This window comes from Candidatus Defluviilinea proxima (genome assembly GCA_016721115.1).
In the GTDB taxonomy this organism is placed as follows: Bacteria; Chloroflexota; Anaerolineae; order Anaerolineales; family Villigracilaceae; genus Defluviilinea; species Defluviilinea proxima.
Window position 1 is genome coordinate 3,298,672 of record JADKIW010000001.1, and the last position, 15,846, is coordinate 3,314,517.

Below are 15,846 nucleotides of genomic sequence, written 5' to 3' on the forward strand. Positions count from 1 at the left end.
TCCTGTAACTAATTGTTTTATCTGTTTCGCGCGATAAATCCCACCAAACCTGCCTTTTCGCATTCGGCTTAATGTGAATGACTTTCGGCGATTCGAATCACGTCTGTTATAAGTTCCTTGTTTTCTTCGAGCTCTTTCATGGTAAATATAATTCTAGCCATATAGGGACGGCTACCTTTTCTTGATTCAACTCCATGTTCCTCAAACTTTGTTATAAGATTGTCTCTTTCATCCTCCACCCTCAAGGCTAAAAGCAAATGCTGTCCCTTTCGTGGATGACACCACATAAAATTTCTGCCTGATGTTCCAACAGCTATATGACCTTTGTTGTATGTCAATCTTGGTTGAGCAATAGAACTTAAAATTTCAATAACGGCATCAACAAGTGCCATGGATTGAGGGTTTGCGCGAGCGTCCCAATACTTTCTGTCAGCAACATCCTCTGCACCAGTTTCATCTTCCTCTCCAGAATCAGCCAGATCAAGAACTTTGACGAAATTTAAATACAAGTTGTTTTCAACCCGAAAGGCATTGAGTTGAATAGCGATAATTGGTATTGCCTTGTTCATCAAGCTGATAACATTGAAGAATCTGTTAGTAATTTCCTCGGCAACAATGACTGCTCGATGATCAAGAGCAGGGTACCTTCTTCGCTCAATATCCCAATATTCAATTGTCCTGATAATATGGCTTTCATTAAGCGTTCCTAACATGATTTCGATCTCATAACGAGTTGTGTCTTCGGGGTCATACATTAAGAAGTCCAGCCGTCCACCCATATTTTGAGGTCTTTCACGTTGGATAACGACCAAGTCGCCAAGACCAAGAATGGATGGATCGTCATTAATACGATCTTGAAGCCAGCGCTCGTCTTTGCCAACATCACGGAGCTTTACGGGTTCGGCTTTCTTATATTCCATGCTTTATCCTTTCTCGTTATGAAGATGCGGGTTGCTCGTACAAGAAGGCTTGAAAGTTGATGAAGATGTTGCGAATGGATTCGATGGCTCCCAATATTTCTTTGGCATCTTCGATAGCTTTGTATTTGAGTGTGAGCAGTTGTGGAAGTTTTTCCTGATCGAGCTCTTCGACGCCAGTTTCAATGTATTTGGAGAGAACAAATTCGACAAACTGTTTTTGTTCACTGCTGAGTGATGCGAAAATCTTGTTCTGTGCCTGGGCCACGCGGACTTCACGTGTGATGGGTGGCTGTAAAAATGAGATATATTCCAACACGTCCAGCAGGTCGCTGTTCTCGGCGTTGATGAGAGATTGTGCGATGGTAAGCTCTTCTTTACCGAAGCCAACCTTTTCAAGCTCTTCGAGCAGGGCTTTGCGCGTAATGGGGCTTGACCAAATTTTGCGAAGTTCCTCTTCACTTTTAAAGAGGGCAGGTAACACACCAAATAGGTTCTCGACGAATTGCTGTGCAGAGATGGGACGCCCATCAGGACTGTAGTAGAGCGTGGACGACATGTGTTCGATCTGACGTTCCTTGCCATCGTGCAGTTTGATCTTGAGTTTTACTTTTGGTGGTGGTGGTTCGTCTGGACCTTCATAAGGTGGTCTTGGTTTTTCGCCTGTCTTTTTCTCTTTGGGTTCTTCGGGCGGTCCATCCCATTCGGGATCGGCAAACTTTTGATGAGCATCGACAAAGTCATAAATAGTGAAGAATTCTTTTCCATCGAAGAGACGCGTGCCACGCCCGATGATCTGTTTGAATTCGATCATTTGTTTGATGGGACGCATGAGGACGATGGCGCGGATATTGCGGGCGTCAACACCTGTGGATAGCTTTTGTGATGTGGTGAGAATTGTCGGAATGGTGCGGTCGTTATCTTGAAAATCGCGCAGGTATTGTTCACCGAGTTCGCCATCGTTGGCAGTCACGCGGACACAATACATGGGGTCGGGGTTTTTCTTGTATTGGTTGATCAGGTCGCGGACAGCAGCAGCATGGTCTTGCGTGGCACAGAAGACGATGGCTTTTTCATTCTGGTTGATCTCATCCATGAAGCGTTTGACACGGTCGGCTTCACGTTGTTTGATTTCAATAATGCGGTTGAAATCGGACTCTGTGTAGCGTTTGCCTGTTTCCACTTCGCCTTCGATGATCGTGTCGTCAGACGTGTAAACATATTCATCGAGCGTAGATTGCAGGCGGCGGACTTTGAATGGGGTGAGGAAGCCGTCGTTGATACCCTCTTTGAGCGAGTAGATGTAGACAGGCTCGCCGAAGTATTTGTAGGTGTCCACATTATCTTTACGTTTCGGTGTAGCGGTGAGACCGAGTTGCACGGCAGGTTTGAAGTATTCGAGAATATCGCGCCAGTTGGATTCGTCGTTGGCGCCGCCGCGATGACATTCATCGATGATGATGAAATCGAAGTAATCTTTTGGATACTCTCCAAAATACGGTGTGTCGTTAGGTCCCGACATGAAGGTTTGGAAGATTGTGAAGAAGATACTGCCGTTGGTTGGCACTCTGCCTTGTTTGCGAATGGCATCAGGCTTGATGCGGACAAGGGCATCATCGGGGAAAGCTGAATAGCGGGTGAATTCAGAAAAGGCTTGGTCGGCGAGAATGTTTCGGTCGGCAAGGAACAGGACGCGGGGTCGGCGTGAAGCGTCGCGTTTTAGGTTCCAGCGTGTTTGGTAGAGCTTCCAAACGATGTGAAAGGCAATCGTCGTTTTGCCTGTCCCTGTGGCGAGCGTCAAAAGGATGCGGTCTTTGTTTTCGGCGATGGCTTGTAGGGCGTTGTTGACGGCGATCTCTTGATAGTAGCGCGGAGGTTTGGTGCCGCTGATGTCTTCAAAGGGGACGGGGTTGAAGCGCTCTTCCCATTCGTTGGGAGCAAAGGTGCCTTCCCAGAGTTCATCGGGCGTGGGGAACTTTGTGACGAGACCCTCTTTGCCTGTGAGCATGTTGATCTGGTAAATCTCTTTGCCGTTGGCGGCATAAGTGAAAGCGAGTTGAAGTTTGGCGGCGTAGTCTTTGGCTTGACCGACACCTTCACCGACATCATATTCATTGCTCTTGGCTTCAACTACCGCAAGTTGACGACCTTTGTAGGTGAGGATGTAATCAGCGATTGTTGGTTTACCATGCCCGCCTGACTTTATACGCCCCTTGGTAATGTGAAATTCGCGCCGAACCTTTGAACCGTCGATAACACCCCAGCCTGCTTTTTGCAGTTGGGGGTCAATGAGTTCGGCTCTGGTCTCGGCTTCGTTCATGCGTTTCCCTTGGTATTGTCTTCCAATGCGTGAATGATGGCAAGTATAACGTTATCGAGTTCTTTTGTGACCTGATTGTTCCAAAAGCGAATGACTCTGTAACCCAGTGACTCGAAGTACTTCGTGCGTTCTTCATCGTATCCTGTTTGTTCAAGGTGCTGACTGCCATCCAGTTCGATGATAAGTTTTTCTTTGACGGCACAGAAGTCAGGGATGTAGTTGCCGATGGCGTGTTGTCTTCTAAACTTCACGCCGTTGACCTGCCTGTCTTTCAAGTGTGACCAAAGCTTGCGTTCAGCAGGTGTTGGGTTCTTACGATTGTTGCGGGCGTTCTCGTAGCCTTGGGGCGTGGTTCTTCGAGGTGGCATGGATGAATTTTACTACCCCGACCCCTTCGGACCCCACCCGCCCTTCGGGCACCCTCCCCAAATCCGACATGGAAACGCTTTATGCGTATTCAAAATATTTATGTCGGATTTGGGGAGGGACGGGGTGGGGTCATAATTCACCACTAAACGCCCTCTGCAACACACTCTTCCTCAACTCCTCCACAGCCTCCACCTTGGACCGATACACTTCTTCAAGCCTGCAGATTTCTTTCGTAAATACACCTAACTTCAAGTTCAGTTGTAGCGCCACGTTGCCTTAATTACATCAGGTATATTTAGCTCAATGATTAAATATTGGATTCCTGAAAAATTGCCACCTTTGAATACCTGCTCGGAGTAAGTTCTGCCATTCTCCAGCACGACATCCTGTTGATAGGTATAGTTCCAGGTATAAACTTTACCTTTATCATCCTTTAGTGTCACGTGGTTGGCTTCATTGAAGTTGAAAAACAACGTTTTCCCGGTGTTGTTTGTGAATTCAAAATAAAGGTCCATCTCATCGCCGAATTTGAACTGTGCATCTCGCAGTTGTACGCTTAGACCATTCGTAGTCCAGACTTCGCCGACAGACAAAATACTGTCAGGGGCGGTATCATAGGAAATATTTTCTGGCGTGGGTGTATCTGGAATTACGATTTCGACTGTGGGCTGTGGGGCTGTTGGTTGAGGGTCGGTGTTGTTTGTTGTTCCGTTATTATCGCATATAACCTGATTGCTTTCAGCAAGTTCTATGGCAAAGTCGGAGGGAAATTTGAAGGGGATGATCGTTTGTTGCGCGCCAACAGAGATCTTAGCCTGCCCCACTTTCCAGACTTCCATCTGCCGAATCACGTGCTGTATGTGGGTTCCAGATTTTGCCTTGACCGTTATGGAACGGGAGATGGTTTCCGAAGTTCCATATGCATGTCCTAGCTGAGTTGCCACGGTGGCGCCAAGTTCTATATCCGTTCCAGCAAAACCGACCTGTCCATTTGCGTTTACTGATGCCCCATTTTGGAGTTCGATAACATACTCAATGGTTCTCGATTTTTCCACGGTGTTTTCCACTTCAGCATTGCCTGTGCAGTTCTGCTGGGATATGGTTTCTGTTCCGATGTCTCTTGATTCCGAACCAGTGACCTGAACTTCTATGCTCACATTTGGATTACTTCCATTCGGACTTGACGGCGTAGGCGTGTTGCAACTCGTGACAATAAGAATAAACAAAATCATGAACGATGGGAGTGCTTTGAATTTCATTTTGTTCTCCTTGAAGTGTTTTCAAAAATGATCATTCCTACTCTACATTCGCCTTCCCCAAAACGGACCGCTTCAACTCCTCCAGCAACTCGACCTTGGGCTAGCAGATCTCCTGTAGAAGCCTCGTGTCCACGGACAGTGTTTCCAGTGTAACGGTGAATCTCACCTATTTGCGATCATCTTCCTCTATAGATCCAACATATGTTTTATTAGCCGTTCTTTGCTTTTTTAGGCTCTAAAAAGTTCTCGAAAGATTGTATACGGCAACTATCCCAGAGTATCTCATACTGCTCTCTAAAAAACTTATACCAATCAGGGTCTTTAGATGCTACTAATTCAAATGTAGGGTTGGGTTTTGCTGATTTGTGATGATAAAGTTCCACGTAACATATGCCATGGTACTCATCTGGATCTATCATTGTAAATCCAAATGATGGGATAAAAGGTAAACGCCCTAATTCCAACTTTCCTTTACTTCCTTGAGTTTTTGCAATTATCTCAACTAGAGTCTCGACTGTCTGTAAACGATTTCGCCAATACTCAATATTTGTCGTGCCTGCGCTACGTAAAACTAATTCGCCCAACAAATCTTCCTTGGAAGAGTCTAATATCATAAGTCTGATATTGGCTCCTGCAATTAGTCTTTGCCCCCAAGGCTCCATATATTCTCTTGTTGTGCGAGTTAGGGTCATTCCAGAGACAAAAATATTCATGGCGGATGCGAACGTGCTGTCTGAAATGCTTTTTCCAGAAATAAAAAAGTCACTTGAACGTGCCCTGCCACTTAAGCGGCGTAAAACTAAATCTCGACTTTCTTCGCTAAGTTTTTCTATTCTGGTTAATCTTCTATTTCGTTCCCAAATTCCAGATACCGCTATGAGTCCCAGAACAGCCAATATCCAAGTAGCAAGTTCTGCTATGTCACTCGCAAGAAATGGTCTGACTTGGTGACGAATAACAATGTATCCAGCAATCAATACAGTTACTACATCAAATAGATTGTCGAGAATGTATTCAAATGCTGCTCTCATTTTAGTCATGGAAATTGTCCTTGAAACTGCGTTACCGCCCAACTAGCGGCCTATCCAGTGAACTGCCATCTAATCGCCTAATTAATTCTACTTTACAACTCTCCCGCAAACGCCTTCCCCAACACGGACCTGCGCAACTCCTCCACAGCCTCCACCTTGGACCGATACACTTCCTCGAGCCTGCGGGTTTCTTTGGCGAGCGCATCGAGCCGCTGGACGATGGCGCGTTGTTCGGTGAATGGGAGAAGTGGAATAAATGTATCTGTAATCCCTGCTTTCCCAACGTTACCTTGTCCAACAGTTCCAGTTTCATCTGCAAAGAACTGGTCTTTGAAAAAATTCGTCCAAGAATAGTATAGGAAAAACTTTGGTAAATAATTTTCTGGAAACCTTATCTTGGATAACCTTTGGTTGAGGAGCAAATTGGGTTGTGAGATTAGAACAGTGTATCCATAATCTCTTTTTTTCTTAGTGCCTGTTTGAGTAATGATTACATCGTTCTGTTTCAGCAAAGCACGTTCTAGAACGTCGCTATCAATGTTATCCACAAAAACTGGATTTTCTTCAAGCCGCAGAACATCTGGTCTGACGTTACCCATTCTTATGACCTGATATTTACCTTTTGATTTGAAATCTTTGCTTTTGAATGAATATCCGCCTTGTACAAGAGCAATATCACCGATCTGAGTCTGTTGAGTTTTATCATTGACTAAAAGATTTCCAAAAATATCTTCAAGAGCAGAGTCAAACACCTCTCGTGCATTGACCTGATTGCGCTCGGCGTTAGCATGGACTTTCGTCAGCGCGGCGAAGGTTTCGTCGAGCAGGGCGACGATGCGCTGTTGTTCGGGGAGGGGAGGCACGGGGATTGATAATTCTGCCAAATTTGCTTGTGAAAGCGTAGGAATTGCTGTTCCACCTATAATCTTGTTAACTTGAGTCTTGAACTCTACGCTATTCACTGCGTAATACAGATATTTATTTACACAAGTGATATTTTTGAAAACAACCAGCTGTGGATTTATCGTTGCTTTTTCAGGAAGTTCTTCTACCAAAGCAGATTTTCCAAAAGATGAGCCTGTTTTTACAAATATAATATCCCCATTGAAAATCATTATTTCAGGCGATTCTTCATACTTGAACCACGAAATGTAGGTGCAATTTTCTAAATCAAAATCTTTATCAATGATATTTGAAGGACTAAGACTAATAGCGCCTTCACCTTTAGAGACCAAATCTTGTTTTGTGTACCCTCTGTAACCGATTCGTCCTTTTATAGTGCATAATTCTCCAAGTTTTTTTGCTTCCAAACCCTTTTTCATAACATCTTCTCGATGGATTTCAAAATCTTTGCACTCTCATTGTCGAGCGCTTTCATCTCGGCGAGAATGGCAGAAGGCGCTCTCAGCGCCGTATCCGCTTTGCGGTGTGGGTTCTTGACCGAAAGGTCGAATGAAGCGGGGTCTACATCCGCAATATTGATTGACCACGAGTTCTCCGAATCCGCTTTGGACTTTTGCAGTGTGATAAAGTCCTTCAGATCATCTTCGTTCAAGGGGTTGGTCTTGCCGAGATTGCGATCCAAATTCAACTGGTAATACCAGACCTTCTTGGTCGGCGCGCCTTTCTCGAAGAACAGCACCACCGTCTTCACGCCCGCGCCCGTAAACACGCCGCCTGGCAGGTCGAGCACGGTGTGCAGGTTGCAGGTTTCGAGCAACTGCTTGCGCAAACTCACCGACGCGTTATCGGTATTCGACAGGAAGGTGTTCTTGATGACGATGCCTGCGCGTCCGCCCGCCTTCAAGATCTTGATGAAGTGCTGGAGGAACAGGAACGCCGTCTCGCCTGTTTTGATGGGGAAGTTCTGTTGCACCTCGGCGCGTTCCTTGCCGCCGAAGGGCGGGTTCGCCAGCACGATGCGGTAACGATCCTTCTCCTGAATGTCGCTGATGTTCTCCGCCAGCGTGTTGGTGTGCAGGATGTTCGGCGCTTCGATGCCGTGCAGGATCATGTTCATCGTGCCGATGATGTACGCCAGCGATTTCTTTTCCTTGCCGTAGAAGGTCTTCTTCTGGAGGATTTCCATATCCTTTGTGGATAGATGCGTAGGGGCGGATCGCGATCCGCCCTTACTACCCGATGTGAGATACGCGAACGCTTCACACAGGAAGCCTGCCGAACCCACCGCGCCATCGTAGATCGTATCCCCGATCTGCGGTTCAACCACCTTGACGATAGCCTGAATCAGCGGACGAGGCGTATAGTACTCGCCTCCATTTCTGCCCGCGTTGCCCATGTTCTTGATCTTGTCTTCGTACAGGGCGCTCATCTCATGCTTTTCCGCCGAAGAGCGAAAACGCAATTCATCCACCAGGTTGATGACCTCACGCAGGTTGTATCCGCTTTGCAGTTTGTTCTTCAACTCGCCGAAGATCTCACCGATCTTATATTCGATGGTGTCGGCGTTATCGGAATTATCTGCCTTGAACTTGCGCAAATACGGGAACAACTTATCGTTGACGAAATCGGTCAGGTCATCACCTGTCATTGCTTTGTGATGGTCTAACTTGCCATCACCGTTCTTCGGCGCCGCCCACACATCCCATTTGAACTTCTTCTCGATGATCGGCGTGTACGTTTTCCCCATCAACTCCGCCGCATCCTTGCGGTCTTTCTCCAAGTCATCCAAATACTTCAGGAACAGAATCCAAGAAGTCTGCTCCACATAATCCAACTCGCTGGAACAGCCCGCGTCCTTCCACAATTTATCGTCAATGTTTTTGAAGGTTTGCTCGAACATGAAGGTCCTTTACCCCACCCGCCCTACGGGCACCCTCCCCAAATCCGACAAGAGATTCGTTGTATGCGAACCAAAATCCAATTGTCGGATTTGGGGAGGGCTGGGGAGGGGTCAGTAATGTGATTGATTCAAATTATACCCTTCTGAGACTCTTCTTTTAATTGCTGTGTTAATCCATCCCTGCAAATGCAAAACGCCTCGAGACAAAACTCGAGGCGTTTGATGTACGTTATTCCTCATCGTCCTCCGCCGCACGAATAACCTGTGCCACCGTCCCGCACAGTTTGTCCATGTCAACGGGTTTGGTCTGGTAGTGTCTTGGTCGAAACGATCACCACAGGTATCTTCTACAAGTCTGGTTCATGGCGCATAAAGCGCACAGGTGCTCTTGCCGAATTGGGAGGCGATACGACCGTTGATACAGGAGATGTTCGGGAGATAAAAAAGGAACTGCCCGTTGTGTGGGGCAGTCCCTTTTTATGTTTCCTTTATTGTGCGTCTTGCCCAGTGAGTTCCTTGTACTTGGCAAAGTCAGCTTCGGCTTCTGTGGTTTTACCGACTTGTTGGTAGAGCAATCCACGTAAGCGGTAACCATTTGCGTACTGTGGGTTGATCTCGAGCGCAGAGTTGAAATCTTCTATGGCTGATTCATATTGTTTCAGCATGATGTAGGAAATTCCGCGCTTGGCGTAGATCATTTCATTCTGCGGGTCATAGGGAATGGCTTTTGAAAAATCAGCGATTGCCAGCTCATATTTTTCAATGATGTTGTAAACAGTGCCTCGGTAATAATAGGCATCTGCATCTTCAGGGTTGAGTTGAATGGCCTTGGTGAAATCGGCAATCGCCAGTTCATATTGTTCCAGGAGTGAATAGACACGTCCTCGATTGTAGTAGGCCGCCTCATCTTGTGGATCATACGCGAGCGCTTTTGAAAAATCAGCGACCGCCAACTCATACTCTTCGAGCAGGGAATAGGCACTGCCACGGTTGTAATACGCCTCGGTATATTGCGGATTGAGTTGAATGGCTGTGCTGAAGTCATCCACCGCTTGTGTATATTGCCCTAATCGGAAATAGGCATTGCCGCGATTGTAAAAGGTCATGGCGTCTTGGTCATCGAGCTTGAGGGATTGGTCAAAATCTGCAATCGCTTTTTCATACTCTTCAAGGGAGTAATACACAGAGCCACGGTTTTTGTAGGCTTTGGCGTATTTTGGGTTGGCGCCAATGGCCTGACCATACCAGGCGAGCGCCTCATCATATTGCTCCTGCTCCGCGTGAACATATCCGATGTTGTTATAGGCCGCAGCGTACCGTGAATCGAGTTGGATGGCAGTTTCGAAATCCGTAATGGCAAGCGGATACTGTTTCATGTTTGAGTAAACCGTGCCTCTGTTGTAGTAGGCTTTGATGTATTGCGGGGCGAGCTGGATGGCCTTATTGAATTCGAGAATGGCGGCTTCGTTCTCTCCTTTTGCGTGATAGGCGAGTGCGCGATTGTTGAAGAAGGTTGCATCCTGTGGGTTCATCTGAATCGCGCGGGTGTAGTCATCCACTGCCTCCTCATATTGATCCAGGGCGGCACGAGCTGTGCCACGATTGTTGTAGGCATCTGCTTCATAGGGGTTGAGTTGAAGGGCTTTTTCGTAATCCGTGATCGCCTGTTCGTATCTTCCCTGGTTGGCATAGGCGTGACCTCGGTTGTAGTATGTGACCGCCCAATCGGGTGCGAACTGGAGCGACCGATCATAATCGCCGATGGCGCTTTCGTAGTTTTGCAAATAATAGGATGTGTTGCCACGATAGTAGAAGACAGCCGCACGATTATCGATGAGGATGGGCTCATCGCCCTCCATGCGGGTTGTCACCTCGTTGAGATACTCCATAGCGGAGGAATAATTCCCAGCTTGATATTGAAGATACCCGGCAAGGAAGGTGATCAGTGTGCTGGTCTCTTGCCCCGCTTGCTGTTGGAAGGTGAATGATTGCAGATCGGCGAAGGAAACATCGGGCTTAAGCGTATCGCTTTCATAAAGCGGGATCAGTTTGTGGGGCGATAAGTTCTCAATGTGGATGGTCAGGTTCGGGTTTTCGGTGGAGGCGTACCATCCCCAGATGACGATGTCGGCTTGATGAAGTTTGCCAACCTGTTGAGGCGACATGGGGCTGGCTTTCCCTCGGGTGACATCTTCAGGGCGGATCGCACCTTCAAGCGGCTCGATCAAAATATCATCGGTCTTGCCCTTCATATCGGCGTTCAGGTCTTCGAGGATTTGGTTTCGTATGCCGTATATATCGCCGGCATTATTGGACGTCTCAAACTTCGCAATGACAATGACCAGCTTCTCTTCCCGTTCAGAAAGCGCCGTCTGTGTTGCCTGTGTGGCAAGGATGGCTTGTTTGTGATTCCTTTGCACCAGGATCGATGTGCCAAGGATGACTGCCCCTATTGTCAAAAAGAACCCGATGCGCCCTGCCTTATAAAAAGGTGAAACAGGGATAGTTTTTATTCTATCGGCGCCTGCTTGTTGACCGAGGAGCAGGATCGACTGTTTCTCGACAACCTTCTCTTTTTTGAACCCCACCCAACCGAGGATGAAGATGAAAATAAAGGAGAGCATCCCAGCCAATAGGTAGGTGATGGTGGCCTGGTCGCCGACCCAGAGTTGGTAGACGCTGTGGATCAATGTGACCAGCCCCAGGAAACTGCTGACTGCAACTCCGATCTTTTTAAGCGTTTCGAGCAGGCCTTCTTTTTCTCCGGGCGTTTTTTCAGACATGGTGTTCCATCCTGTGCAATGTGTGATGAGAGTTTCTGGATGACAGGCCGATTCTGGTTCACCCCACTCCGGACGGAACGCCTCCGCCGCCTTTCAATTGGCTTCCCCCTTCGACAAATGTGACCAACCCCTTTTTGTTGTAGGGTGGCGCGAATTTTGAGATCGGTATCGGCAGGAGTGTACTACTCATTGCCCACTTCGCTAGGTGACAGTCATCTTAACGTTGGCTGTCACCCGTCTCTTGTTCAAACGCCCTGCCACAAGTGAAAGGGACTGCCCGTTGAGAGGGGCAGTCCCTTTTGGTTCATGATCGGTTAGGGAAATGACTCGTCTTGTGCTTGTATTGAGAATAGCGACATTTGCCAGCAACCTGATTCATCCCGCGTAAAGATGTAATGGTTGGAATTGGGCGGGTTCACATAGTCCAGCCGTTCCCCTGTGTTTTTCAGGAACATGACTCCCGCATCCGAACTTGTAACCCAGGCATTCATGCCTTCGACCTTGAGTACTTTGATATCGTAATGTTGGATTTCGAGAAAATCGGCTTCTTTAAAGATTTGCTGGTAGTAGGGTATTACAGGCGCTGTAACCCCTGAGCCCAAATTCCTAATTGTGGCGCCGGGCAGAAATACCTGCTCAATCATGGCAATATCTTCATTCAACACAGCCTTTTCTTCGGCGTGAATGATGTTTTGAATTGTGATTTCATCGGTCTCGCCCCTGTAAGGACAAAGCTCAGGACGATTGATCTCGATATATGCCCAAATGGCAGAGGCGCCAATCAGGATGATTGCCAGAATCCATGCCAAAATTTTGTTAAAACTTCTTTCTTGGATGGCGGCGATGACACCGATCAGCGCACCTGCCAGAAACAATACGATTTGAAACAGGTATTCCCGAATGATATCCATAGATATGCCTCATGATAAGTGATATGGTGTCATTGCGAGGTGCGTTCTTTACGACGAAGCACTTTCCTGTAGGATGGGGAGGTTGTTTCGGACTATCGCCCTCGCAATGACATTAGAGTTCTCCCGCAAACGTCTTCGCCAGCAGGGATAGCATCCCCTGTAGGGCGGGGTCAACCGCTCGACATGCGTGCCATAGGCAAACAGTCTACTACTCAATACATATCTACATAGGTGACAGTCATCTTAAAGATGACTGTCACCTGTCTCTTGTTCAAATTGCTTCTGCCACAAGTGAAAGGGACTGCCCGTTGAGAGGGGCAGTCCCTTTTTACCGTTGAATATTAAGGTGATGTAGGTTGTTCGTATAGGAAGGCTTTGTATTTGAGTGTGAGTAGTCGTGGAAGTTTTTCCTGATCGAGTTCTTCGCCGCCAGTTTCAATTGAACTACTCGGTCTCACCTTCATCTACATCGGGAACAGGCTGAAAGTAAACCATGACAACAACCTCTTCTCCTTTGTAAGTGCCTTCGAGAGAGATACTGGGTTGACCGTCGAGTTCAAGCCCAAATGTTACGGCATCCACTTCGTCGAATATTTTCTGAGCTTCCAATATATCGAAGTTGTTCACTTTCGCAAATATGATTTCTCCATCGTTAGGCCCCGCCTCTTCGATCTCCATGAGCGCTGGGTACAGTTCGATCAAATCCACGCCCCATCCATTTTCATCGGCCTTGGAGTAATACCACTCCAAATACGCTGGGGTCTGCCATTCAATTGTAGATGCTATTGCTTCGCTAAGTGTCTCTACCCACTCTGGCGCATGATTCTCTTCAGTCATGTATGCTGTTTCCTCTGCTTTATTTGATTGATGAACGATCAAATTATACCCTCCTCAGATTCATAGCTCTTTTGATGTTACTAAAGTGTTCTCTGGATGCAACACATCCAGAGAACACTTGCCTTTAGCTACTTCCCGATCAGATATCCATCGCTGATTTTCTCTCTCATCCAACCAATCAACCCTTTTTCGGTGCGGACCTGCCACCAGGTTCCATTATGAGAACATGCTGGCCCTCCGATGATTGTCAGTTTTGTCCCCTCATCCAATTTAGCGACACTATTCTCGTAATAGTCCATTGGCACGATGGGCGCAGATCGTAGATTAACCTTCATCCAAACAACTTTAGCTCTGTCTCCCATTTTGAGCTTTACATCCTTCAAGTCGTCGCACCAATACTTTTGCGATGTTGTATTTGTTGTGTTGGATGTGTTAGATGTTATCCCAATCACTGGCGCTTTCTGATTTAATGGCGTGGAAGAGGTACGCACAATACTGTACGTAATTTGGATACCGCCATCCTTTGATTTGACAATATTTGTTCTGCCAGCCGACCATCCATCATTTCGGCTCAAGTAAATGCCCTGCGACCCGATAATATCAGCCTCCTCGATCCATTCCTTGATCTTGCCACCAAGTAGGCTGACTAACATCTCTGCGGCAAACACGTAAGGTGAGCTTTTTGTAATTCCCGCCTTGATCAGTCCCTTTTTGACGGCTTTCCCAAATGCATCGCTGAGATAACTGGAAGCGGCCTCGTAGGAAAGGTCAACAGGTAACGATGATTTATCCTCATCTACCACCATGACGGTTAGGTATACACCATCAGAGACCTTGGCCTCATCGAAACTCGGACCAAACAGGCATGGAGTATCTACAACGTCCCCTTTGCGTACCGAGATTGGTCCGTTCCCCGGGCAGAACATTCCGCTTGATTTGCCTTTTGAGTCAGAAGCCAGAATGAATAGACGGAACTCTCCTGGACCGTTGACATCACCGATGTTACCTAGAATCTTGATTTGATCTATATAGAAGTTTACGAAATTACTTTGGGCACCCGTCTCTGGCTTTTCGGGTTGTGCTGCTGTTACAGAAGAAATCCCACCATAGGGCAGGAGTACTGCCGCTAAGAGAACAGAGACCACGAACCGTAGCTTGAACATATTACCTCCTTTTTGTATCATCCACCTGTGTTTTACCAAGCTATGAATCAGAACATTCAAAATAGCTTGACCTACTTTCATGACGCCCTTACGTCATTTTTGTATCATATGAGGTTTTTAGAATTACACTTCTTTACTCAGGAGTCTTTTACTGAGATGTAAGTACATCCACGTTTAACGTGAAGGCGCTTATAGATCACCTACTCCTCTCTGTAACCAAGTATTTTCTATCGTATGCGAATTGTTTTTGCACCATTCCAGTGCTGTTACAGGAAGTTTGTTTCAGCGGTTTTGATCAAAGTTTCCTTCATCAGTGTTGGGCCTCCCTCGTGTGATGCGACCCCGATCTTGAGCGAAAATTTAACGGTTTTACCTTCTTCTGTTTTAAATTCCTTCTCAAAGATCGTCAGAAGCCTCTTGCACACTGCGCGCGCTCCTGCCTCATTTGTCGAGGGGAGCAAGATCAAGTACCCTGTCCCATAATGGACGGGGATATCCACGGAACGCAGATATGAGTTAATCGTGGTTTCAAAAATGGAGGAAGCCGATTCGGGTGTTTTTTCATCCGAAGTATGCGGCGTCATTTCGAGATAGATCAATGATATGGGAGAAGGATATCGAATAGCACGTAAAATTTCATGGTCCATGATTATCTGGAAGGCTTCTTCACTATAGATCGGGTCTTTCGGTAAAGAGTTCTTGTTCATCGTGCAAATTCCTTTCCGTTACTTTGATTTTTACCATCATACTCCACTCTTGAATGTCCTATCCAGGATCGATGGTATTGCATGGATCGCTCTTTGACTGTTGGTAAAGTTAATGTAAATCGCTTTTAATTTCAGAAGGATTGCCGTTTCCCTTAATCCATACTAAGGACAGGTATCCATTTCTATGGGGTCATTGAGATAGCCGCTCAGTTTGATGGGTCCCTTGGGTGTGTAGAGTTTTAAATCCACATCCCCGCCGGAGTTGTTTTTACGCAGGGTTACTTCAATGGTGGATGAGCCTGTATATGTATACAGTGGAAAATCTGTATGAGAATAACCATGCATCTCTGTTTTTACTTTACAACCATCCACTGAGACCGCCATTCCATATGCTGTTCCACACTGGATCTCCTGCAGAGGGAAATTCCCACCGAAATTCTCACCATCTTCAGAAGTTCCGATATCCACACTACCTCCGTGCGTACTGCAGATGCTGATACTTGGCCCAAGCAGTTGAAGTGTCACATTTCCAACGCCAGCACTATCTTCTGCTTCACGCGCTATGAGTGTAAAACCATACTCCTGCCCCTTTTGATCAATTAAGGTTGCAAAAGGGATGGATATGAACCCGCCAGGTTGCCCATTGACAACGACCTCGCGTGCGGGAAGAGAGAAACCAGCCAGCACCAACACTAGGATCAAACCTATGAATAAGATAAACCTTTTTAGTTGTGCATTCATTGTTA

General features: G+C 46.7%; 13 protein-coding genes. All 13 read right to left on the reverse strand.

Annotated elements, in window-relative coordinates; genetic code table 11:
* Nucleotides 1–68 precede the first annotated feature (68 nt).
* Nucleotides 69–920 (reverse strand): hypothetical protein, encoded by an 852-nt coding sequence (locus IPP66_15250; GenBank protein MBK9926631.1) that lies wholly within the window; start codon nucleotides 918–920, stop codon nucleotides 69–71.
* 16 nt (nucleotides 921–936) lie between these two features.
* Complete coding sequence (locus IPP66_15255) at nucleotides 937–3,237, reverse strand: DEAD/DEAH box helicase family protein (protein MBK9926632.1); 2,301 nt, start codon at nucleotides 3,235–3,237, stop codon at nucleotides 937–939.
* Nucleotides 3,234–3,605 carry an endonuclease domain-containing protein gene (locus IPP66_15260; GenBank protein ID MBK9926633.1) on the reverse strand — a complete coding sequence of 124 codons (372 nt, stop codon included), beginning with the start codon at nucleotides 3,603–3,605 and terminating at the stop codon, nucleotides 3,234–3,236. Before IPP66_15260 ends, IPP66_15255 begins: the two co-directional genes overlap by 4 nt.
* A gap of 255 nt (nucleotides 3,606–3,860) precedes the next feature.
* Nucleotides 3,861–4,865: a hypothetical protein gene (locus tag IPP66_15265; GenBank protein ID MBK9926634.1), complete on the reverse strand. Its 1,005-nt coding sequence runs from the start codon at nucleotides 4,863–4,865 to the stop codon at nucleotides 3,861–3,863.
* 209 nt (nucleotides 4,866–5,074) lie between these two features.
* Entirely contained in the window at nucleotides 5,075–5,905 is an 831-nt protein-coding gene (locus IPP66_15270; protein ID MBK9926635.1) for a hypothetical protein, read from the reverse strand.
* An 83-nt stretch (nucleotides 5,906–5,988) separates the two neighbouring features.
* Nucleotides 5,989–7,218: a restriction endonuclease subunit S gene (locus tag IPP66_15275; protein MBK9926636.1), complete on the reverse strand. Its 1,230-nt coding sequence runs from the start codon at nucleotides 7,216–7,218 to the stop codon at nucleotides 5,989–5,991.
* Nucleotides 7,215–8,699, reverse strand: a complete 1,485-nt coding sequence (locus IPP66_15280; protein MBK9926637.1) for an N-6 DNA methylase — start codon at nucleotides 8,697–8,699, stop codon at nucleotides 7,215–7,217. The genes IPP66_15275 and IPP66_15280 overlap by 4 nt, the downstream gene beginning before the upstream one ends.
* Nucleotides 8,700–9,187: 488 nt before the next feature.
* Nucleotides 9,188–11,482, reverse strand: coding sequence for a tetratricopeptide repeat protein (locus IPP66_15285; protein ID MBK9926638.1), 2,295 nt, complete (start codon nucleotides 11,480–11,482; stop codon nucleotides 9,188–9,190).
* Between the two features lie 314 nt (nucleotides 11,483–11,796).
* Nucleotides 11,797–12,393 carry a hypothetical protein gene (locus IPP66_15290; GenBank protein MBK9926639.1) on the reverse strand — a complete coding sequence of 199 codons (597 nt, stop codon included), beginning with the start codon at nucleotides 12,391–12,393 and terminating at the stop codon, nucleotides 11,797–11,799.
* Nucleotides 12,394–12,837: 444 nt separating this feature from the next.
* Complete coding sequence (locus IPP66_15295) at nucleotides 12,838–13,230, reverse strand: hypothetical protein (GenBank protein ID MBK9926640.1); 393 nt, start codon at nucleotides 13,228–13,230, stop codon at nucleotides 12,838–12,840.
* A gap of 128 nt (nucleotides 13,231–13,358) precedes the next feature.
* On the reverse strand, nucleotides 13,359–14,393 hold the full coding sequence (locus tag IPP66_15300; protein ID MBK9926641.1) for an SH3 domain-containing protein: 1,035 nt from the start codon (nucleotides 14,391–14,393) through the stop codon (nucleotides 13,359–13,361).
* A 266-nt stretch (nucleotides 14,394–14,659) separates the two neighbouring features.
* On the reverse strand, nucleotides 14,660–15,100 hold the full coding sequence (locus IPP66_15305; GenBank protein ID MBK9926642.1) for a hypothetical protein: 441 nt from the start codon (nucleotides 15,098–15,100) through the stop codon (nucleotides 14,660–14,662).
* 162 nt (nucleotides 15,101–15,262) lie between these two features.
* On the reverse strand, nucleotides 15,263–15,841 hold the full coding sequence (locus tag IPP66_15310) for a hypothetical protein (protein ID MBK9926643.1): 579 nt from the start codon (nucleotides 15,839–15,841) through the stop codon (nucleotides 15,263–15,265).
* Nucleotides 15,842–15,846: the final 5 nt, after the last annotated feature.